Here is a 21089-nt window from a genome sequence, read left to right as displayed (position 1 = left end):
ACCGAATAGTTGCTAATCACAAGCACCTAAAAGATTAGGACCGCCTAAAGCCCTGATCTATAATTGATGGTCTGCGTTTGTTTTTCTAAAATATCATTATAAATCCATGAATGAGGTTCAGAGGTAGCTTTAAGATTCTCTATTTGTTTATTTTTTCTAATGCTATCAATCGGAAGGTAAATGCATAAACCAAGTATTGAGAAAGTAACTATGGTAGCTGGTATGTGAATAGCAAGAAATTCACTATAACTTGGATCTTTCCAACCGAGAGGACTAGATAGAGAAGGATGAGAGGAAAATCTGGGAATTGCTACTACTGAACTTAATGCTGTTAGAATAATAGCGACAGTGGCACCTACAAGAGGTAAAATATTCTTTTTATTAAATCTGCCATTAGAATCTTTTAAAATATCAAACATACATACTCGTCGATTACTAAATGTTCGTGATACTATGCACTAATTATAAAGTATTCAATAACTAAACTGGAGATAATAAAAAATGGACATAGAATATAGACATATAATATGAAGGATATATGCTAGTTAAAATAGGTACGAGAGGAAGCGACCTTGCGATCATCCAAGCTTTGGAAGCAAAACAAAGATTATTAGAGTCTTTTCCTAATCTATCCGTTGAGATCATTAAAATCAAAACTTCTGGTGATAAATATGCTAATGTAACCCTTGCTGAAATAGGAGGTAAAGGACTGTTCCTCAGGGAGATTGAGGCTGAATTACTCAAAAATAATATAGATATGGCGGTTCATTCGCTAAAAGATGTACCTGCGTTTTTCTCGAAGGACTTAACAATTCCTTGTGTTTTAGAGAGGATAAGTCCATGTGATGTATTTATTTCTCATAAATATAAGAGCCTAAAAACTTTGCCACAGCAGGCTACAATTGCAACTTCTTCAATAAGAAGAAAAGTTCAGCTGTTAAATCTCAGGCCAGACTTAAATGTAGTGACACTGCGTGGAAATGTGACAACTAGACTGCAAAATCAGAATTTTGATGGAATGATTTTAGCTGAAGCAGGGCTGATAAGATTAAAAAAATATCACTTAATTACAGAGGTATTGCCACCAAAAGTCATGTTAAGCGCAGTAGGGCAGGGGGCAATTTGCATTCAATGCCGAAAGAATGATATAAAAGTTATCGATCTTTTAGAGAAAATTAATAATAATATGTCTTTTATAAGGGCAAAATCAGAGCGCAGTTTCATGAAGACAGTAAATGGTTCATGCTTTACACCGCTTGCAGCTTTAGCAGAATATGTGAGTGAAAACATGCTACATCTTTATTGTATGTTAGCGGGCGAGAGAGTTATATACTTTACTGAACGCACTTCGTTTGTAGAAGATGCAGAAAAAATGGGTATGGATGCAGGATTAGAGTTAAAATCAAAATGCTTATAAGCTTACCTAAAGTATGTGGAATCTACCGTTATAATGTTTCAATGTCTAAAATGACTTGGTTAAATGTTGGTGGCCAAGCTGATGTACTATTTAAGCCACGTGACATTGAAGATCTAATGTGCTTGATAAAAGATGCGGAGTTACCAATTAGCGTTATCGGTGCAACATCCAACATAATAATTCGAGATAGTGGCATTCGAGGAATAACGGTGAAATTAGGTAAGGAATTTGCGTATATTAAATGTAAAGATAATAGCTCCATAGTTGCAGGTGGTGCTGCACTGCTTAGTAACCTTGCCTACTTTGCAGGGGAACAGCAAATTAGTGGGCTTGAGTTTCTTGCTGGAATTCCAGGAACAGTTGGCGGTGGGGTAGAGATGAATGCAGGTGCATATGGTAGTGATATTGCGAGTGTTGTAAAATTTATAAGGGCAGTGAATCTAGAAGATGGAAATTTATATGAATTCTCCAGCGAAGAAATGGGATATTTTTATCGTGGACACAGTCTAAAAGGCAGGTGGATTTTTATTGAAGCTGAATTTAAAGGAGTAAGTTCAGAGTATGAGCTTATATTTCAAAGATTGAAAGAAGTTATTGATAAAAAAAATAAAAGCCAACCAGTAAGAGGAAAAACTGCTGGTTGTATATTCAAAAATCCAATAGGCTGCAAGGCATGGAAACTGATTGATGAATCTGGCTGCCGAGGATTAGATAATGGTGTAGCTAAAATTTCTAAGAAACATTGTAATTTTCTACTCAATTACAATAATGCAACTGCACTTGACTTAGAAAACCTTGGCAACAGAGTACAAGATGCAGTAAAAGATAGATTTAACATTGAACTTGAGTGGGAGATAAGGGTTTTGGGTAGGTAACTTCTAACCTTCTCTAATATGACCTATTTCAATTGAGTACACTTCAATTTAAGTCCAAGGTACACTATTTTGCGAGGATAATTTATGCTTCCTTTGAAGAAAAGCATTCTTTTATTTTTTCGACTGTAGGTTCTATAATACATTCATTTATTTTTTCAGCCGTCAATGCTAATAAACCTAATGCAAAAAGACTTACAACTGGTGCAATAACTCCTATTGTTGCACTCATCAAAGCTGCTGATTCCATATTTAACATTACAGCAGGAAAAATAGTACCTATAGCTGTACCAAGACCAATCCCTACTGCGGCAGTGGTAGCTAAGGTACATAAAAAATAAGCTATTAGCTTTGTTTGGCTTGTTTTTTCATAATGCTTAAGACTATCTTCTCTGGAAGTAATTAAAATGAGAAATGAGTATGTAGAAACCAAAGAAATAATTCCGCCTATGATTAAAGGTGATAAAGCTGCAAAGTTTAAACTAAAGCCTATAAGTGTTCCTATTATAGCTGCTATCCCATAAGACTTTAAACGCTTTTTAATTTCTGGACCCATACCTTCTTCTATGTATATTTAATTAATAATGAAATGTTACTCATTTTTCCTTCATCTGTAAAGTTATCTAACCTAATTCCAAAAATTGTTATATAATGTTATTTTGAGGTTTTATTTTCAATGCGCAAACTTGCAATACTCTTTTCTATACTGTTTGCGGTAATTGCTTACTATTTAAACAATGAAGTAATATTTGAAATAGCAAAGCTATTTAGCGATATATTCATCAGTCTGTTGAAATTGATTAGCTTACCTTTAGTTTTTCTATCTATAGTGTCCACAATTTCAGGGCTTAAAGACTCAATTGAAATTAAAGTATTACTTAAGAAGACGCTGTTTTATACGCTGCTTACAACCATTATAGCTGCATTTGTTGCGCTATCTTTCTATTTATTCATAGATCCAGTAAGAAAAAATTTCATAAGTAACACAATAGAAAGTGTGAGTGACAGCAACCACAATTACTTTTCATACTTAAAATCACTCATTCCTTCGAATTTTGTGCAAGTTTTTCTTGAAAATAATGTTATTGGTAGCATATTGATTGCTTTTTTGATGGGTGGAGCTATTATTTCGCTCTCAAAAGAAAAACAAGATATATTACACCAAATATTTTCTGCACTATTTGATACACTTCTTAGAATTGCTCAAGGGTTATTAAAGTTTATTCCTCTTGCTGTATGGTCTTTTATCACATGTTTTTTATACGAGTTAAAAGGTGGCAGCGAATTCCATAGTCTTTTTTGGTATTTTGCTTGCATAATGTCTGCAAATTTCGTGCAAGCATTTGTGATTTTGCCACTACTCATGTGGTATAAAGGTATATCACCAATTCAAACGATGAAAGGTGTTATGCCAGCACTTACACTTGCGTTTTTTTCTAAATCATCTAGTGCAACGCTGCCTACAACTATAGAATGTGTGCAAAATCAGCTAAAGGTACCAAAGAAATTGTCATCTTTTATTCTACCAATATGCACAACAGTCAATATGAATGCGTGTGCTGCATTTATTTTAATCACAGTGATGTTTGTTGCAGAGATGAATGGGCACACATTTTCCTTAAGTGAGATGTTCATATGGATTTTTTTAGCTACAGGAGCTGCAATTGGTAACGCTGGAGTGCCGATGGGGTGCTATTTTATGGCAACTAGTTATTTGGTATCAATGAATGTTCCTTTGTACATTATGGGATTGATTTTACCTATTTATACAATCATTGATATGTTTGAAACTGCAATAAATGTGTGGTCTGATATCTGTATAACGCAGATAATTAATAAAGAATTTCAAACTCAAGAATGATATTAGATAATACAATAATAAAAGAATTTGAAGAGGCTGGTGCGATTTTGCAAGGACATTTTGTACTCTCGTCAGGGCTGCACAGCAACACTTACATACAATGCGCTAAAATTTTTGAAAATCCAAGCAGAGCAATGAACGTTTGTGAGCTATTGGCGAATAAAATAAGAAAAGAGCTTATTGAACCCATAGATTTAATACTATCTCCTGCGATTGGTGGAATAATCGTGGGTTATGAGATTGGTAGACAGCTTGGAATCCGAACAATATTTTGCGAACGTGTTAATGGTAAATTTGAATTACGCCGTGGATTTGAGATTAAACAAGGTGAGAAAATCTTACTAATTGAAGATGTGATTACCACAGGTAAATCTTCACTTGAAGCAGTAAAATGTGCAGAAGAGAAGGGAGGTAAAGTTGTTGCTGGAGCTTCTTTGATCAAGAGAAATAGTGAAACAAAACTGCCCTTTCCTGTAATATCTTTGATTGAACTAAATATCAAAAACTATAGCGAGGAAGAACTGCCAAGTGAATTAAAACAATTACCTATAATGAAACCTGGGAGTAGAGAATATTTAACAAAATAATTCTATATATGGCTAAAGTGATTCAGTAACTTTTACGTGTTATATGTTGATCTTTTTGCATCAAAGTTAGATATTACAGTTTATTTTCCTGTATTCGTTCAACAGAATGGCAAAATAAGATAGACAAATAAAGATATAAAGTAAAAACAATAATAGGTGTCATTCCGGTTCGTGACACTTGCTTTATGTAGTTTCATTGAAAACGTTGTTTTTATTATAATACCTCCTATGATTAGTTTGCTTGTGAGCACCAGTGTCTGGGCACTGGAATGACAAGAAAAGGCTACTTGAATGACAGGAAAGGAACTACTAAAACAAATAGGTGTCATTCCAGCGCGTGACGCTGGAATCCAGAAAAGAACAATGGATCTCAGTGTCTGAGCACTGGGATGACAAGGTAGTAAGCACTGGGATGAAACCTTTTTGCTTCAATATTTTGCACAGTAGCCATGCAACTTAACAGATACTTTTCTCTTCATTTATCCTAAGGTTTTTATGGGTTAAAAAACCCATAAAAACCTTATATAAAACCCCTGTTGTGATTAAAAATACACTAAATCTTGGTTTTCACATGTTTCATCTTGTGCAGCAAAAGACAATAATTTTGCGCTCTCAAGGAAACTGTTTGCACTAGCTTCTAAGAGATCAGATTTTACTTTTGTAAGTTCACATTTAATCTGATCTATTTTCCCATTCAAATTTTTATGTGCATCTTCGATTAATTTATTCATTTCATCTTCTAAAAGCTTCCTTACTTCTTTGTTTTGTGAAGTGACAATATAATCTATTTTGCTTGTGATTTCAGGTTTGATAAGGCTTTCAATTTTTTCTTCAGTATATTTTTTTACTTCTTCTTCTACCTGAGTTTTTATTTCTGGCTTTAGCAAATCTGCAACTTCTGGTCCTACTTTTTTCACTGCTTTTTCAGCTGCATTTTTTGCTGCTTTTTCAGCATTTGCTTCTACTGACTTTACTGTCTTATCAATTGAAGTCGATATTTTTTTTTCTATTTGATTAGCTTTTTCGGTAGCTATTTTGTTAGCTTTCTCTTCAGCTAAAGTTAGCATTTTTCCTTCTATTTTTTTTACTTCATCTTGAGCTGCTTTTCTAGCTTCTAGTTTTAAATCGTTACCCATTTTAGATATTACTTGTTCTGCTGCATTTTTTGCTGCTTTATCTATGCCCAACCAGCCTCCTAATGTATCACTCACACCATATGCTAAAGTTTCAGAACTCAATTGACCTTCTGAATTTTGTGGCTGGTTCCTGTGTACTTTCCATACTGTATTCTGTGTGTCGTAACTCGATTGACTTTCCGAATTTTTTGGTAGTGAATTGAACAGGTCAAAATTTGATCTTAGACTATAATAGCTTGGTTGATCGTTCGAATTATTACTATATTTTGCCATATAATATACTCCTTAATTTAAAAACTATACTAATATTAATATACAAGTACAAAAATTATATTAATATTAGTATTGCTTTTCAGGGCAGTAGTATAAATTTATAGTACCTTTTGAAAAAATTCATGACTTGACGACAAAGAGCATTATATTGGTATCATGACTGACTTGGAAAAGATGAGAGAAAAACTGCAAAATCAAATTAATTATCATAATATCTTATATTATCAAAAAAGTAAGCCAGAGATAAGTGATGCTGAATATGATGAACTGAAAAAAAAGTTAGCTGCAATAGAGCCAGAAGCTTATGCAACACAAGATAGTGTTGGTGCTCCGCCTGATGAGAGATTTTCTAAGGTGGAACATCAAGAACCTATGCTTTCTCTTGAGAATGCTTATGATGAACAAGGTGTAGAAAAATTTTTGTCTAAAATAAAGAGATTTTTAATTGCAGATGAAATAGAGATATTATGTGAGCCAAAAATTGATGGATTGTCATTTTCTGCAATTTATGAAGATGGGAAATTTGTTAAAGCTGCAACTCGAGGTGACGGTTTTGTAGGAGAGGATGTAACTCACAATGTTGCAACAATAAAAGGCTTTCCTAAGTTTTTACAAGATGTGCAAGGAAGACTAGAAGTAAGGGGTGAAATATATATCAGTAACAGCGACTTTTTAAAGTTAAATGAAAATAATGAATTCGCTAATCCTCGAAATGCAGCTGCTGGTTCTTTAAAGCAATTGAATGCGAACATTACAGCAAAAAGGCCTCTTAGATATTTTGCTTATTCTTTAATTGGTGGAATAGAGAAAAGTCAAAGTGAAGTACTAGAAAAACTTGAGAAACTTGGTTTTTTCGTAAATGAGCATCGTTCCTTAACAAGTAGTTTGAATGGAATGCTAAAGTTCTATAACGAGATCTATGATTATCGTTATAACTTGGATTATGATATCGATGGGATAGTCTATAAAGTGAATGATTTGGTGCTACAAAGTCGTCTGGGAAGTACACACAAAGCGCCACGCTCAGCGCTTGCATATAAATTTTCTGCGGTTTATGCAAAGACAAAGTTAAATAAAATATTTATACAGGTGGGTAGAACGGGGGTTTTAACTCCAGTTGCAGATTTGGTACCAGTCAATATTGGCGGAGTGCTAGTTAGCAGAGCAAGTCTACATAACCAAGATGAGATAAAACGTAAAGACATAAGAGAAGGAGATGTTGTAACAATTAAAAGAGCTGGAGATGTAATTCCTCAAATTGTCAAAGTAGATGAAGGTTCTCGTCATGCAAATATGCCTGAATTTGTGTTTCCTGACATATGTCCTGAATGTGGTAGTAAAGTGCAGATTGAAGGAGTTGCAGTAAGATGTCCTAAAGAATTTAATTGCAAGGCTCAAATAGTAGAAAAACTAAAACATTTTGTGTCAAAAGATGCATTTGACATTGTTGGCCTTGGTGAAAAACAAATAAAGTTTTTTTATGACCTGGAACTAATAAGACAAATTCCAGACATTTTTATTTTAGAGGAAAGATTAAAAGAGTTTTCCTTAAAAGAGCATCATGGTTGGGGCGAGAAGTCAATAGCTAATCTATTAAGTGCTATACAAAACAGAAGAGTAATCACTCTAGATAGGTTCATATTTTCTTTGGGTATCAGATTTATCGGCCAAGTTGCAGCAGAATTGCTCGCAAATTATTATGTATCTTATGATAACTGGTATAATTCGATGTCATCAAATGATGTTGAGTTGGTAGGTATAGATGGTATAGGAGAAAAAGTAGCTGAATCTTTAAAATCGTTTTTTTCTCAGGAACGTAACATTAAAATGTTAAATGATCTTACTGCATATCTGCAAATTCTTCCCGTGAGCTCCAACTCTAGCGATTCTTTTTTGAATAACAAAATTATAGTGTTTACTGGTAAGCTACGTGCTATGAGCAGAGGGGAGGCAAAAGTAAGAGCTAAAGTTTTAGGGGCAAAGATCAGTTCAAGCCTTTCTACTAAAACTGACTATTTAATTGCAGGAGAAGATCCGGGTTCAAAATATAAAAAAGCAATGGAATTGGGTGTGGAAATTTTAGATGAAGAACAGTGGAACAAATTGTGCTAAACACAACTTAATCTGACGGGAATGAATTAACTGATAGAAGAATGGGAGTGTTAAATAAACTGTGTCAAATCGCATTTTTAGTTCAACTCGATTTTTAACCTACCAGGAAAAAAGATATCAAGTTGAGAGATAGTTAAAGCCCAATCATGTATAGGCATAGTCCATTTCTCTCCTGCCTTCTTTATAGCACAATATGCCTGTTTATACAAGGCATTTGTGCTAGTAAATGAGCCCTTGGTTTTAGTAAATTCTCGGCTATTTCTCTACTTGGTATGTTTTTTTCAAATCATTCATGAAAACTTTTGCTCGATACATATTTCAGTGAATTTCTTATCTGATGTACTATACATTTCTGCTTTAGGAAATACACTGTTTATTGCTTTAGGAAAGCTTTTTAACACATACAATCAGGATATCTTCTACTCCTTTCTCTTTTAAGTCATTTAACATCCCTAGCCAAAAGTTAGCTCCCTCACTTTCTGCTATATAAAAGCCTAAAACTTCTTTTCTGCCATTTTGCTAATATGTTATACATACATTTGCTTACACAATGCCCGTCCTCCTTGACCTTAAAAAACCATGAACACTATTGGATATACAGATTGCAGCGGACGACTGCGCCATTCGTTGATTACCAGTAACAATTTGTCAGTAATACTTGATATCTCTGCTGCAGATATTTTATATTTCTTCTACATGCGATGCTATATCCCATGCCACTGGCATATGTACTTAAAACCTTTGCTTCAAGTTCGGTTGTTTGCCTTTTTCTGACTACTTGTGGCTCGAAACTTCCTTCTCTATCTCTTGGTGTCAATAGTTCAAATACTTGTCCGTAAAGTCTTTGAATTTCTTCGGTTGTTTTCTTCGCTTTCAGCCGACAAATGGTTTTCTATCTCGCCTTCCCTCTAGCAGTTTTTTTATAAATGGTGTTAATGCTCCATCTCTTCCTGTCAATGGTTTTCCTTCTCGTATAGATGATAAGATATTTGTTTCTAATTCTTTATAGTCTACCAAACCGGTAGTTCTGTTTGCTTGACTCATTGTCAAACCTCCATTTTTTTATCAATTTATTACTTTACTTCTCGGTTTGACACAGTTTATTTAACACTCCCCTTTTTGTTTAGTAATGGTTAATGCTTCCTTCTATAATGCAAAACCCATACTCACCCAACCCAATCAATTACTTGTAATCTGGATTCCAGTTTTAAGCTACTCGGATGACAGAGAAAGGGCTACTTGCATGAAATTAAAAGGAGCACCGAGCAGATCACTTCTTCACAAAGATCTTATCAGCAACACGCATATCAATTACGCTCCAATTGCTAAAAGTAAAGTCGGTTGTATTTTGCAAGTGGCTTAAATAATCCCATGCGCTATAAGGATTATCTTCAGGCAATTTTACTGTGGCACTGTTATCGAGTATGATATTCCATCTTCTATTGCCTACATAAACACAAGAAGAAATATGATCACTTAATTGAGTTTTCCTCTCTAGTATATCTTTAATGAATTTTAGGCTTGATAACGAATTTTGTCCTTTGATTATAACGAGGTTATCTATCTGGTAATCATCTACGATTACTTTACCTTCAGAGTCAATTACTGAAGTTCTGTTATCATCTTTCCAAAGAGCAAAAGGTTTGTGTTCATTTACATCAATGCGTAAGGTGTTGGGTAAAATCCTATAAATTCTTACATGTTTTATCCATTCGCTTACAGATTGTATATTATCTGTTAGTTTTGAGAGTGATACATACATGATAGGTTGTGTTCTATCTACTAAACTTAGAATGTCCTGTTCATTTGTAAATTTGTTTCCAGTAACGGTTACTTTGTCGATTGAAAATCCATTGCTAATTAATAAGCTCGATAAGCGATCATTACACCAAGTAAAGTAGTAATTGAATCGATTTGTTATTTTATCAAGTGAACTATAAAGTACTAGTGTAAGGAAAAGTGCAGTTATAATCATGAAAGCACACTTGCGCAAAAAACTCCTTTGGCTTCTAGTAACATTGTTCAACATCGGCTTGATCTTTAATATTCTTGTGGTGTAAACTGTCTTTGACAATAATTTTAATTAATTCATTAAAATCAATTCCTTTTGTCAATTTTGCAATTTCTGGTACTAACGATAATTCAGTAAAGCCAGGATGTGTATTAATCTCAAGCATTTTTAAAGTGTTATTTTGGGGATTATAACGGAAGTCTGAGCGGGAAACAGTTTTGCATCCTAAAAATTGATGAACTTTTAGTGCGTGTTCCAAGGTCATTCTATATATGTTGTCAGGAATTTTAGCAGGAAATATATGTTCTGCAAATCCATCTGTATACTTTGCTTCATAATTATAGAATTTATTTTTTGGTCGTATTTCCATAGTGCCAATTGCTTCATTCAGCAACACAGCAGTATGTAACTCTATACCCGGTATGTATTCTTCTATGATCATCTTTTCCATTATAGTAGAACTGTTATTTTTCAGCTCTAAGTAATCCTCATGTGAGAAAATCATGTGTACTCCAATGCTTGAGCCTTCGTTAATCGGTTTTAAGACGTACGGATAATCAACTTTAATATTATTTTTTAGCACATCTTCTCGACTAATTACATAACCTCTTGGAGTGTCGATATTAAGAGAATGGAATATATGCTTTGACATCACTTTATTCATAGCAACAGCCGAAGCCATAACTTCTGAGTGTGTATATTTTATACCTAAAATCTCCAGTAAACCTTGAATACAGCCATCTTCACCATAAGGTCCATGTAGAGCAATAAAAGCAAGAGCGGGATTAGTTTTTTTAAGCTTTTGAGCAATGTTGCTATCAACATCTATTTCTATTGCATTATATGAAAGGCTATCAAGCGCCTTCTTTACTGCTTTTCCGCTCATAAGCGATATTTCTCTTTCGCAAGAAAATCCACCACTTAAAATTGCTATAGTTGGAACCATAAGCACCCTAATATTTTGCTATATATCATATATAAAAGATACTTTTATCTTCAATAGAAAAAACGCTTTGAAAAATTCCACAGCTGTACAGATATTGCAATTTGCAGGTGGCAAGTAGTTTTATGTAAACTGGTTCCTTTGTGATCAGACACCAGATTGCAAGTAATACATTGGGTTTTGCATTATAGAATAGGGTTATTGCAAAACATATTTCCTTCAAACGTAAATGGTGTCCCTATATCCTATTGTAACGATAGTTACTTCATGTTTTTGGTGTCTGTATAATACACATCGCCAACTCTTAGTCTTCTAAACCCTTTAAAGCTATGGTGCAAGATTCACTGAATCAACTGTAAGACGTTCCTGTATTGCTTTATTTACTTTTGATTCCATATTTAATATAGTATTAATACTTTAATACTATATTAAATATAATATTAATTAAGGAGAATATTATGTCAGAAAAAGATAATAATCAATGTTTATTAAGTGAAGTTTGTATTAAATCAATCACTGGACCGTTATGGGGAGCGCATTATAACTCAAAGAAGACAATTGAAACAATTAAAGAAGATTTCAAGAATCTAAGCAATAATATTCATTTAACCAATACCAAGTTATGGGGAGAGTATGGTAATTTAAAGAAGACAATTGAAACAATTCAAAAAGATTTCGAGAATCTGAACAATGAACTTAAACCAGACAATATTGATAGTAATATATCATCTGCTGATATATTTTCTGATGAAACGCACATTTACGATTCAATGTCTATTTAACCAAAAAGATGTGAGGCTTCTTTTGTACTCTCTATTTATTCTGAACTTTTCAATAAAGTAATAAACGTATCTGAAAAGTAATTATGCTAATATAAATATTACAATTTTATTAACACATAAATGCTACCGTGGAGTTAGTTTTTTAATTTAGGAGTATATTATGGTTATGTCTACACAAAACTCGAATTCATTAACGTTTCAGGCACGCAACCTATCTCATATTTGCCACAAAAACTGTGAAGAGGCGTTCAATGAAACAGACAAACCTCTGTGCAAGGCTAGATGTGATGCTTTCTTTCCAGTGCCTGAACCTCGTTCACAAATTAGTGAGAAATTAATAGACATTGCAAACAATCTCCGTTTTGAGAGTGCACAATTATTGTCTATGGCAGATGAAATAGATGCTTACAGTTCAATGTCTATTTAATCAAAAAAGTGTGAGTCCACTTTCGTACTCTATTACCCTAAATTTTCGTCAAAATAAGCTGTTTTATCCTTTTTTTCTTTATACTCTTCTGCTGTATCTAGGGGTTGCTTTTTAGCTGTGACATTTGGCCACTTTTGCGAATATTCTACATTTATGTTGTAAAATGATTTAAAGATTTTTTGTTCATTGTTCAGTAAGCCTTCATCTAGCTCTAGAATATCTTTTATGGAATCATCAGTTACAATTGCATCTACTGGACATTCAGGTATACACACTCCACAATCAATACACTCATCTGGGTTAATCACGAGCATATTTTTACCTTCATAAAAGCAGTCAACGGGACATACTTCTACACAGTCCGTATATTTACATTTTATGCATTTATCTGTAACAAAATGCGTCATAAAATACTGTATATTTGCATTATCTTGGGTACACTAAACTGATAAGAAATTCAAGCCTTTTATGAAGATAAATAAATTAAATAACGAAGAATTAGAAATATGGCTAAGCTTGGCTAGAACTGTGGGACCAGTAAAGTTTTTTAGTATACTAAGAGCATGTGGCTCACTAGATGAAGTGCTTAAGTATCTTAATGAATTGGCTAACAAGGATTATGGAATTAAAAATGTACAAGAAGAAATTAAGAATGCAGAAAAAATTGGAGCCAAAATAATACCAGCATGTGATCCAGATTACCCTGACATTTTAAGGAATATACCGAGTTGTCCTCCTGTAATAACTACACTTGGTGATATATCATTGTTAAGCCGTGAGATAATTGCAATAATCGGTGGACGTAATTCTTCAATCAATGGAAGAAATTTTGCCAATAAGTTGGCACTTGATTTAAGCGAAGTTGGTTTCATCGTAATTTCTGGACTTGCAAGAGGGATCGATACTGCAGCAAACAGTGTAATATACAAAAATCACCCAACCATTGCTGTCACAGCAAGCGGAATTGACGTAGTATACCCAAGAGAAAATTTTGATCTATACAAAAGAATCACTGAAAATGGCGGGTTAGTAATTACTGAGCTTCCATTTGCTACTAAACCAAAGCCTCAGTATTTTCCCCAAAGAAACCGAATTATATCTGGCCTTTCACTCGGTGTTGTGGTAATTGAAGCATCAAAAAAGTCTGGTTCTCTCATCACAGCAGATTTTGCTTTGAATCAAGGAAGAGAGGTGTTTGCAGTTTCTGGTTTCCCTTTAGATTCACGCTGTAGTGGTAGTAATTATTTAATTAAGAACGGCGCTAAACTTGTTGAATCCGCTGATGATATAGTAGAGAGCGTGAGATTTAGTTTACCTCTTCAGCAAAAAAATCTATTTGATACCGTTGCTGACCAAAAACAAGAAAAATTACAACAGGCAAAATCTGTTATAGTTGATCATATTAACTCTGTACCTGTTGATATAGATGAACTTATATTAGCAAGCGGACTTTCTACCAACATAGCTCTAATGGCTCTTTTGGAACTAGAGACGGAAAATAAAATAGAGCGTTCGCCGGGGAATAAAATATCATTAATTTTCTAGATTGCTTTAGTTATAAATCCACAACCGTACAAACATTATGATTTGAGTCCACCAAGAAAGATGTCATTCCAGCGTGTGACGCTGGCTTTCCGTAATCTCACTAAAAACGTTGTATTTTTACATAACTTTTATACTTACTAACTTAATATATAATCAGAATTCCTAGATTCCAGACTCATGCATCAATAGACCTGCTGCAAAAGGTAATGATAAAATGATGGAAGAGGAATAAGCAGATAGAGTAAGGTAAAAAAATGAGCTTTAGTTACCACAATATAAAGAAACACCCAAGAAATTTTCGTAATATAACAGGCTTAACTGTAGAAGAATTTGAAAAGGTGATAGAAAAAGTGGGGAACGTTCAAAAAAGTGTGTCAAGCCGAAAAGAAAAGTAATAAATTGATATAAAAAATGGAGGTTTGAAATGAGTCAAGCAAATAGAACTACCGGATTAGTAGACTATAAAGAACTAGAATCAAATATTTTATCATCTATAGCTAACCCAAGAAAGGTTTAGCTATATGGCAAAATTGGTTAGAATGGTATAATAAGTAATGAGAAAGAAGAAGATGCCAAGTCCATATAGTGAGGATCTGAAAGAACGTGTTCTCAAAGGAGTCGATAAAAAAACAATGACGATAAAAAAAATCAGTCAAATATTCAAAGTGAGCATAAAACCAATATATTTGTGGAGGAAAAGGAAAAAAGAAACAGAAACCATCTTCAGGCTATCGCAAAGGATATGGCCATAAGATTAAAGATATGGATAGATTTATCAAATTTCTGAATGGAAATCAGGATATTAGAATTGAAAAGATAATTGAAGAATTTGGTAATATGTGTAGAAGCACAGTATATAACTACCTTAGCAAAGTAAACTATACATATAAAAAAAACTTTTCTTTATCGAGAAAGAGATAAAGAGAAACGCAAAGAGTTCATAAAAAAAGTAGAAGAAATAAATAAAGGAAACTTGATATACATAGATGAGTCTGGAATAGAGGACAATGAATTTTATGAATATGGGTGGTCTCAAAGAGGCAAGAGGTTATTTGCCCAGGGTTCAAAAGAAAGAAGGTAAGCATAATTGGAGCACTGAATGAAGGAAAAGTTAAAGCACCATGGATAATTGATGGCTACTGCAACAGCGAGATTTTTGATGCTTATGTAGAAAATGTACTTGTCCCTGTATTTAAACCTGGACAGACTATTGTTCTCGACAATGCGATAATCTGCAAGGACGAAAAATTTGATAGAAAATATTGGGTGTAAAATTTTGTTCTTGCCTCCATACTCGCCAGATTTAAATCCGATTCTGATCAAGCACGACATAAGAAAGGCTCTACAAACCTTTTGGCCCAATATTAATTCGGCTATTGATTTTGTTTTTTAGTGCTCGGGCAAATCTTACTTCGGTTAGCTATAGCAGCTATAATGTTCTTGCAACAACTAATTCACTACGGCAACTGCACCGTGACAGTGTTTGTATTTTTTTCCAGAGTTACAAGGGCACTTGTCATTTCTTGAAACTTTTGGAAGTCTGCTATTTTTAGTAGAGCGTGACCTATTGCCTATTTCTTGATTGTCTAGCAACTTAAAGTGCGCTAGGCGGTGAATGGTAAGCTCCCCCCACTTTTCAAGCATCGACTCAAACATTAAGAAAGCTTCGCGTTTAAATTCATTCAGTGGGTCTTTTTGCCCCATGGCACGCAAATTTATGCTTTGTCTTAGGCTCTCTAAGACCGAAAGGTGCTCCCTCCATAAATGATCAAGTGTCATGATCATCACTTGTTTCACTATCGTATTCCACAAATCTGTAGTTTGTTGACTATTGAAATATTTTTCTTTCTCAGTAAAAAATTCTTGTATCTTGTCATTTATATAATCCAAGGCTTCTTGTTTATTCAAAAACTCTTCTAGATTAAGCGTTATCCCGTATCTTATGTGGAATTCTTTTGCAATATCTTCAACATAATCTTCGTAATAACCACTTTGTACTATACCTTCTATTATATCCTCATTTACTTCACTATATACTTCAACTAAATCATTGATTTCATTGTTTAAAATATGATTTCTCTGCTTAAAAATAACTTTACGTTGATTGTTGATTACATCATCAAACTTTAGCAAAGACTTCCGCACATCATAATTTCTAACTTCAACTTTCTTCTGTGCTTTTTCAAGTGCTTTATTAATCCATGGATGATGAATAGCCTCGTTGTTCTTTAGTCCCACTCTTTGCAAAAAATTCCTCATTCTATCAGAACCAAATATCCTCATTAAATCATCTTCAAGTGATAGAAAGAACTTAGAAAGTCCAGGGTCACCTTGACGGCCAGAACGGCCACGCAGTTGATCATCTATTCTCCTGCTTTCATGCCTTTCGGTTCCAATAACACATAAGCCACCAGCTTTTATAGCAATTTCCTTATCTTTTTTTACTCTTTCGACTATTTCTTGATATTTTTTTTCTCTTTCATCAGCATTTTTTATTTTCTCGAGCTCTATTTTTGCAATCATTTCAACATTTCCACCAAGCTGAATATCAGTTCCACGTCCTGCCATGTTTGTTGCTATAGTAATGCTGCCTGGTATTCCAGCTTGCGCTATTATATACGCTTCTTGTTCATGATAACGAGCATTCAATACTGAATGCTTAAGAGAATGGCTTTTCAAAAGATCGGAAAGTTTTTCAGAATTTTCAATACTCACAGTGCCAACAAGCACTGGTTGAAGGCGTTTGTGGCATTCTTCTATGAACTTCAATACAGCATTAAATTTTTCTTTTTCTGTGCCATAAATTTCATCATCAACATCTATTCTCTTAACAGGCACATTAGTTGGAATTTTTACTACATTTAATCTATATATATCACGAAACTCCTCTGCCTCTGTTGCTGCTGTTCCTGTCATACCAGAAAGTTTGTTGTACATACGAAAGTAGTTCTGAAATGTGACTGATGCTAAAGTTTGACTTTCATGCTGAATTTCAAGATTCTCCTTTGCCTCCAGTGCCTGGTGAAGACCATCAGAATATCTCCTACCTTCCATCATGCGCCCAGTAAACTCATCAATAATTACCACCTTACCGTTTTTCACTATATAATCTTTATCAGCAGTAAACAGCTTATGTGCACGAAGTGCTTGATCTATATAATGAGTCAGTATAATATTGCTAGTATCATAGAGCGAGGAATTTTCAGGAATGAGGTTATACGATTTTAGTAATTCCTCCACTCGTGAAATGCCATTTTCAGTGAGGAACACTGCTCTACTCTTTTCATCGACTTCATAGTCAGAATCAACTAATTTGATTACTATTTTATTGATATGCTTATATATCTGATTATTTTCCTCAAGTGGGCCAGAAATAATGAGCGGAGTACGCGCTTCATCAATCAGTATGGAGTCTACTTCGTCTACTATTGCATAATTGAAGCCTCTCTGAACCATATCTTCTTGAGAAAATTTCATATTATCTCGTAGATAATCAAAGGCAAGTTCATTATTTGTTGAGTATACTATATCTGCGCTATAAGCCTTTTTTCTCTCGTCGTCTTTCAAATTATTTGTAATAAATGCAACAGAAACTCTAAGAGAATTATATAATTTACTCATCCACTCTGTATCTCGTTTTGCAAGATAGTCGTTAACAGTGACGACGTGCACACCTTTTTCTTCTAAGGAATTTAAGTATGCAGCTAAAGTTGCAACAAGTGTCTTCCCCTCTCCTGTTTTCATTTCTGATATCATGCCGTTATGGAGCACCATTCCACCAATTAGCTGAACGTCGAAATGCCTCATGTTAAGGAATCTTCGCGATGCTTCGCGTACAACCGCAAATGCAGGTACAAGAAGGTCATTGAGTGTTTTTCCGTTTTTCAGTTCTCGTTTAAATTTCGCGGTTTTACCAGCAAGCTCCTCATCAGATAAGCTCTGCATTTCTGGCTCTAGCGCATTAATCTGCTGAGCAATTTTTCTGAAGGATTTTATTATCTTCTTGTTCGTTGATCCAAATATCCTTTTTATAAAAAAAAGTGACAACGTAAAGATGAAGAATATAAGAATAGTTGTTAAAACTAACGTAGAGTCTGGCATAAACTTAGGTAAAGTTTTATTTAATATGAGATTATATTACTAAACGTAACCTGCGGCAATTAGATTCAGAAAATCTTTATTTACAAACTAAGGAAAAGATTCTTGCAGATGAAATGTAAAAGAGTCTATTTATTTTATTAAATATTATAATTAATAATTAAACTTTCTTGATAAATTATTAAAATAGTGTTAAGCTACATTTATAAAACGGTTAGTGGAGTTACAATATCAAGCAATATTATAAAAGTAAAATTAGAGAAAAATAGTTGTCCTTTTGAAGAATTAGAAGAATTTTTTGCTTCATTAAAATTTGGTACAAAAGGGTTTAAAGATTCTTCAATAAAATTAGTTTGCCAAGGATGGGAAGATTTCACCTTAATTCTACCAAGAGAAGCAGTACCTTAATTCTTTCGCTTTGAAGCTTTTATCTTTGCTTAGTAAGGGAAATGAGCTGGCTTTACCTATTATATTAAAATACCTTTCTTGCAGAACTGTATTTAAAGATTTTGGTCAAAAACTACAGGCTAAAATGGATCAAGATATAAAAGAACAAAACGATTCTAAAATTTCTCAGGAGATTGAGTTATGCAAAAAAAGACATTTTAAATCTTCTAAATGGTGGTAAATCAGTATTAGACGTTCAATTGAAGCAGCGGTATAAAAAATACTATTCGTCAATAGATAATGAGATTGAAGAGTTAAAGACTAAAATTTTAAAAGAACTAGAAGATTATATTAGCAATACTAACGTTAATAAAATGTATCGAAGCCTTAATAGTAAAAAGAAAAACGAAGAATCATTAAAAGAAGTAGCGTTAGGATCTTGTTCATTGGGTGGAATTTGCGTATTAATATTTTTTTCACTTGGTTTTTTTATTTTTTTAGCAACAACCATTGATCCACCTGCTCATATGAGTATGTATAAAGTAAAGGTTTTTAGGTGTATAGGAGCTTCACCTTTAGTTTTTGCAGCATTAGCACTAACAGTAGCAGGTGTAGCTTACTTAACAAGTTGTTATCTAAATCATAGTTTTACAAAAGAAATACAAGACTATATAGAGCAACCAATAAAATGTATGGATAAGGCAACTAATAATAAAGAATTAGACAATTTTCCTTCTGACAATTATGAAAAAGTACAACCTTCAGCACCGCTTGAGGAACTACTACCTTCATACGAAGAATCGTGTTACAGTAGTTTAGGTTATATTCAACCATCTAATCCAATACAGCAAAATAAGTTGTTGTAGTGAAGGTATAAAGAGAACAAGCAAAATTATATTTATAATTTTGCTTCCTTTATCATGACTTAGAACATGCAGCAACATGACGATTTGTCTATGCTTTATCAAGTATATTAATGGGTAAATGAATTTTAATACAATCTTATTATACTTATAAATACGTTATATGTGAGAAGATATGGAAGATTTTATGACTGCAAGAAGGAAAGATGATGCTGTGATATCTGTTTGTCAGGATAATGAGAAAAAGAACGTATTAATCTCGGGACTCAATCAAGCTGCAAGGAATTTATTAAAATGTGAGGAAGGGAATTTACTTAATAAGCCGTTAATCAATATTTTAAGTAAAAGAGCAGCTGAAGATATGAAAAGCTATTTGGAGTATACTGAAGATGGGCGCGATTTGCCCGATATATTGCCAAAAGTGATAGGCTTTTCTCTAATTGATGCTAAAGGAGAAGATATAAAAACAAAGGTAAAAGTTTTTCGCACCACGCAATTTACTAATAGCAAGATTAATTATGAGCTATTGATACGTGACATTAGCCTGTTTCATAAGCTAGCAATGTTTAGGGATAAATATCTGATGGGTAAGAAATATAAAAAACACAACTTGTTTGATATACCAGACAATGAGTCCACTATTTTGGAGTTATATGTTGTATTGAATTTTGCCTTTGAATATCAAATTAATGCAGTTATAGGGATAATAGGTTTTAATAGTAAATTGAATGAGACAAACAATGCATTGAGTTTGATCATAGAGCATTTTTATAAAAATTGCCGTAGTGATGATTTTCTAGGATGTATTGATGAGAATAAGGTACTTTTTATTTTGATGAACTGTGATGCAAATAACACATCTAAAATAGTTAATCGTATACATTCTTCCATTAACAAGCAGTTATTAAAGCGAAAACTATCAAGTATATCAATTATTTATGGAAATATAATTCAAAAACATAGTGTGAAGAATGCTTAAACGCTTTTGTCATTAATTGCTTTGTAGTATCTAAGTTCTACACAATATAAGGATTGTTTTTTATTTCTGTTAAGCTTATATTAAAAATTTAAGCTTGCCTATGAGGTTACTGATCACACTATTTTCATTATTATTCGTGGTAGGGAGTGCTAACGCTAGGGTAATTCTAGATAAGGAGATATTTTATGCAGAACTAGATGGAAAAATAGATTTAAGATTTGGCTACGCTTTCAACAGAGATTCTTTTAGCCCTACAAAAGACAAGACCTCAAGCTATTCAGACCTGCGCTTTCTTTATTTGCAGCAAGTTTATCCAAATACACAAATGGGGTTTAATGTTAAGGTAGGAGTTTCTGGTATTGCAAACTTAAAGGCACTAGACATAGAAAAGTTAGAAATGGAGAAGTGGTATTTTATCATAAAGAACCAGGAATTTGGATCAATTGAATATGGTAAAGGAAGTTTAGTTAGTCAGAGTATGTTAATTAACACTTCAAAAATTTACACAGCTGCCGGAGGAATAAATGGTCATTGGACAAATTACTCAAATTTGCGCGGTAATGAAAAAAAAGATAATGATCCTGGGTATGATAAAGATGAGGTATTTTGGGTAAAACCCAATATTTACAGCGACTATAATGGACTAGAGCTGAAGTTAAAACAACCAACGATAAACTATATTTCTCCTGAAATCTATAACTTTCAACTTGGACTCAGTTATGTTCCAGGAAAAAATAATTTGCAATATAACAATCTAATAGCCGCTGGTCTTTCCTATAAAAATTGTAAGTTAAAA

General features: G+C 33.5%; 21 protein-coding genes and 2 pseudogenes. 15 read left to right on the top strand and 8 right to left on the bottom strand.

Features of this window, described 5'->3' with window-relative positions; translation table 11 throughout:
• Positions 1-44: 44 nt before the first annotated feature.
• Complete coding sequence (locus ONG78_RS06890; protein WP_264374926.1) at positions 45-419, bottom strand: hypothetical protein; 375 nt, start codon at positions 417-419, stop codon at positions 45-47.
• Positions 420-538: 119 nt separating this feature from the next.
• Between ONG78_RS06890 and hemC the strand changes: the two genes are divergently transcribed.
• Together hemC and murB are read left to right on the top strand one after the other, a co-directional pair.
• Entirely contained in the window at positions 539-1417 is an 879-nt protein-coding gene (hemC, locus tag ONG78_RS06885) for a hydroxymethylbilane synthase (RefSeq protein ID WP_064085264.1), read from the top strand.
• A complete protein-coding gene (gene murB, locus ONG78_RS06880; RefSeq protein ID WP_264374925.1) occupies positions 1408-2292 on the top strand; it encodes a UDP-N-acetylmuramate dehydrogenase in 885 nt (294 codons plus the stop codon). The genes hemC and murB overlap by 10 nt, the downstream gene beginning before the upstream one ends.
• Positions 2293-2374: 82 nt before the next feature.
• On the opposite strand, the gene ONG78_RS06875 is transcribed toward murB, so the two are convergent.
• Positions 2375-2845, bottom strand: a complete 471-nt coding sequence (locus tag ONG78_RS06875) for a hypothetical protein (RefSeq protein ID WP_264374924.1) — start codon at positions 2843-2845, stop codon at positions 2375-2377.
• Positions 2846-2965: 120 nt separating this feature from the next.
• On the opposite strand from ONG78_RS06875, the gene ONG78_RS06870 reads away from it, so the two are divergent.
• Both ONG78_RS06870 and pyrE read left to right on the top strand, forming a co-directional pair.
• On the top strand, positions 2966-4150 hold the full coding sequence (locus tag ONG78_RS06870) for a dicarboxylate/amino acid:cation symporter (RefSeq protein ID WP_010402120.1): 1185 nt from the start codon (positions 2966-2968) through the stop codon (positions 4148-4150).
• Positions 4147-4737 carry an orotate phosphoribosyltransferase gene (gene pyrE / locus ONG78_RS06865; protein ID WP_264374923.1) on the top strand — a complete coding sequence of 197 codons (591 nt, stop codon included), beginning with the start codon at positions 4147-4149 and terminating at the stop codon, positions 4735-4737. Before ONG78_RS06870 ends, pyrE begins: the two co-directional genes overlap by 4 nt.
• Before the next feature lie 542 nt (positions 4738-5279).
• Here pyrE and ONG78_RS06860 read toward each other — a convergent pair.
• Complete coding sequence (locus tag ONG78_RS06860; RefSeq protein ID WP_264377988.1) at positions 5280-6146, bottom strand: hypothetical protein; 867 nt, start codon at positions 6144-6146, stop codon at positions 5280-5282.
• Between the two features lie 156 nt (positions 6147-6302).
• Between ONG78_RS06860 and ligA the strand changes: the two genes are divergently transcribed.
• A complete protein-coding gene (ligA, locus tag ONG78_RS06855) occupies positions 6303-8258 on the top strand; it encodes an NAD-dependent DNA ligase LigA (protein WP_264377987.1) in 1956 nt (651 codons plus the stop codon).
• Positions 8259-8335: 77 nt separating this feature from the next.
• On the opposite strand, the pseudogene ONG78_RS06850 reads toward ligA, so the two are convergent.
• The 3 genes and pseudogenes from ONG78_RS06850 to ONG78_RS06840 all read right to left on the bottom strand — a co-directional run bounded on the left by ONG78_RS06850 (position 8336) and on the right by ONG78_RS06840 (position 11221).
• Positions 8336-9302 (bottom strand): annotated as a pseudogene (locus ONG78_RS06850) (IS256 family transposase).
• 226 nt (positions 9303-9528) lie between these two features.
• On the bottom strand, positions 9529-10287 hold the full coding sequence (locus ONG78_RS06845) for a cell division protein FtsQ/DivIB (RefSeq protein ID WP_264374656.1): 759 nt from the start codon (positions 10285-10287) through the stop codon (positions 9529-9531).
• On the bottom strand, positions 10268-11221 hold the full coding sequence (locus tag ONG78_RS06840) for a D-alanine--D-alanine ligase (RefSeq protein ID WP_264374657.1): 954 nt from the start codon (positions 11219-11221) through the stop codon (positions 10268-10270). Before ONG78_RS06840 ends, ONG78_RS06845 begins: the two co-directional genes overlap by 20 nt.
• A gap of 449 nt (positions 11222-11670) precedes the next feature.
• Here ONG78_RS06840 and ONG78_RS06835 point away from each other — a divergent pair, with 449 nt between their 5' ends.
• Both ONG78_RS06835 and ONG78_RS06830 read left to right on the top strand, forming a co-directional pair.
• Positions 11671-11994, top strand: coding sequence for a hypothetical protein (locus ONG78_RS06835; RefSeq protein WP_264377986.1), 324 nt, complete (start codon positions 11671-11673; stop codon positions 11992-11994).
• A gap of 160 nt (positions 11995-12154) precedes the next feature.
• Positions 12155-12421, top strand: a complete 267-nt coding sequence (locus tag ONG78_RS06830) for a hypothetical protein (RefSeq protein ID WP_264377985.1) — start codon at positions 12155-12157, stop codon at positions 12419-12421.
• A gap of 32 nt (positions 12422-12453) precedes the next feature.
• Here the strand turns inward: ONG78_RS06830 and ONG78_RS06825 are convergent, their stop codons facing one another.
• Entirely contained in the window at positions 12454-12828 is a 375-nt protein-coding gene (locus tag ONG78_RS06825; RefSeq protein WP_010405211.1) for a ferredoxin family protein, read from the bottom strand.
• 61 nt (positions 12829-12889) lie between these two features.
• Between ONG78_RS06825 and dprA the strand changes: the two genes are divergently transcribed.
• The 4 genes from dprA to ONG78_RS06810 all read left to right on the top strand — a co-directional run bounded on the left by dprA (position 12890) and on the right by ONG78_RS06810 (position 15238).
• Positions 12890-13966, top strand: coding sequence for a DNA-processing protein DprA (gene dprA / locus ONG78_RS06820; RefSeq protein WP_264377984.1), 1077 nt, complete (start codon positions 12890-12892; stop codon positions 13964-13966).
• 254 nt (positions 13967-14220) lie between these two features.
• Positions 14221-14361: a hypothetical protein gene (locus tag ONG78_RS06815; protein ID WP_264374660.1), complete on the top strand. Its 141-nt coding sequence runs from the start codon at positions 14221-14223 to the stop codon at positions 14359-14361.
• Positions 14362-14520: 159 nt separating this feature from the next.
• Positions 14521-14718, top strand: coding sequence for an IS630 transposase-related protein (locus ONG78_RS08055; RefSeq protein ID WP_264375904.1), 198 nt, complete (start codon positions 14521-14523; stop codon positions 14716-14718).
• Positions 14719-14992: 274 nt separating this feature from the next.
• Positions 14993-15238 carry a transposase gene (locus tag ONG78_RS06810; protein ID WP_264376495.1) on the top strand — a complete coding sequence of 82 codons (246 nt, stop codon included), beginning with the start codon at positions 14993-14995 and terminating at the stop codon, positions 15236-15238.
• 177 nt (positions 15239-15415) lie between these two features.
• Here ONG78_RS06810 and secA read toward each other — a convergent pair whose 3' ends face one another.
• Entirely contained in the window at positions 15416-18067 is a 2652-nt protein-coding gene (gene secA, locus ONG78_RS06805) for a preprotein translocase subunit SecA (RefSeq protein WP_264377983.1), read from the bottom strand.
• A 186-nt stretch (positions 18068-18253) separates the two neighbouring features.
• Between secA and ONG78_RS06800 the strand changes: the two genes are divergently transcribed.
• The 4 genes and pseudogenes from ONG78_RS06800 to ONG78_RS06785 form a co-directional block, all read left to right on the top strand.
• Complete coding sequence (locus tag ONG78_RS06800; RefSeq protein WP_264377982.1) at positions 18254-18472, top strand: hypothetical protein; 219 nt, start codon at positions 18254-18256, stop codon at positions 18470-18472.
• A 173-nt stretch (positions 18473-18645) separates the two neighbouring features.
• Positions 18646-19317 carry a hypothetical protein gene (locus ONG78_RS06795; protein ID WP_264376493.1) on the top strand — a complete coding sequence of 224 codons (672 nt, stop codon included), beginning with the start codon at positions 18646-18648 and terminating at the stop codon, positions 19315-19317.
• Positions 19318-19501: 184 nt separating this feature from the next.
• Positions 19502-20293 carry a hypothetical protein gene (locus ONG78_RS06790; protein ID WP_264377981.1) on the top strand — a complete coding sequence of 264 codons (792 nt, stop codon included), beginning with the start codon at positions 19502-19504 and terminating at the stop codon, positions 20291-20293.
• A 100-nt stretch (positions 20294-20393) separates the two neighbouring features.
• Positions 20394-21077 (top strand): annotated as a pseudogene (locus ONG78_RS06785) (porin); the annotation flags it as partial.
• Positions 21078-21089 lie beyond the last annotated feature (12 nt).

Origin of the sequence: Wolbachia endosymbiont (group B) of Philonthus cognatus (assembly GCF_947179345.1) — a bacterium.
Classification (GTDB): domain Bacteria; phylum Pseudomonadota; class Alphaproteobacteria; order Rickettsiales; family Anaplasmataceae; genus Wolbachia.
Note: the sequence above shows the minus strand (reverse complement) of the source record. Positions and strands in the feature narration are given on the sequence as shown.

Coding starts and splice junctions, on each gene's coding strand:
- ONG78_RS06890 (WP_264374926.1), bottom strand. CDS start 419: ATGTTTGATATTTTAAAAGATTCTAATGGCAGATTTAATAAAAAGAAT.
- hemC (WP_064085264.1), top strand. CDS start 539: ATGCTAGTTAAAATAGGTACGAGAGGAAGCGACCTTGCGATCATCCAA.
- murB (WP_264374925.1), top strand. CDS start 1,408: ATGCTTATAAGCTTACCTAAAGTATGTGGAATCTACCGTTATAATGTT.
- ONG78_RS06875 (WP_264374924.1), bottom strand. CDS start 2,845: ATGGGTCCAGAAATTAAAAAGCGTTTAAAGTCTTATGGGATAGCAGCT.
- ONG78_RS06870 (WP_010402120.1), top strand. CDS start 2,966: ATGCGCAAACTTGCAATACTCTTTTCTATACTGTTTGCGGTAATTGCT.
- pyrE (WP_264374923.1), top strand. CDS start 4,147: ATGATATTAGATAATACAATAATAAAAGAATTTGAAGAGGCTGGTGCG.
- ONG78_RS06860 (WP_264377988.1), bottom strand. CDS start 6,146: ATGGCAAAATATAGTAATAATTCGAACGATCAACCAAGCTATTATAGT.
- ligA (WP_264377987.1), top strand. CDS start 6,303: ATGACTGACTTGGAAAAGATGAGAGAAAAACTGCAAAATCAAATTAAT.
- ONG78_RS06845 (WP_264374656.1), bottom strand. CDS start 10,287: ATGTTGAACAATGTTACTAGAAGCCAAAGGAGTTTTTTGCGCAAGTGT.
- ONG78_RS06835 (WP_264377986.1), top strand. CDS start 11,671: ATGTCAGAAAAAGATAATAATCAATGTTTATTAAGTGAAGTTTGTATT.
- ONG78_RS06830 (WP_264377985.1), top strand. CDS start 12,155: ATGGTTATGTCTACACAAAACTCGAATTCATTAACGTTTCAGGCACGC.
- ONG78_RS06825 (WP_010405211.1), bottom strand. CDS start 12,828: ATGACGCATTTTGTTACAGATAAATGCATAAAATGTAAATATACGGAC.
- dprA (WP_264377984.1), top strand. CDS start 12,890: ATGAAGATAAATAAATTAAATAACGAAGAATTAGAAATATGGCTAAGC.
- ONG78_RS06815 (WP_264374660.1), top strand. CDS start 14,221: ATGAGCTTTAGTTACCACAATATAAAGAAACACCCAAGAAATTTTCGT.
- ONG78_RS08055 (WP_264375904.1), top strand. CDS start 14,521: ATGAGAAAGAAGAAGATGCCAAGTCCATATAGTGAGGATCTGAAAGAA.
- secA (WP_264377983.1), bottom strand. CDS start 18,067: ATGCCAGACTCTACGTTAGTTTTAACAACTATTCTTATATTCTTCATC.
- ONG78_RS06790 (WP_264377981.1), top strand. CDS start 19,502: ATGACTGCAAGAAGGAAAGATGATGCTGTGATATCTGTTTGTCAGGAT.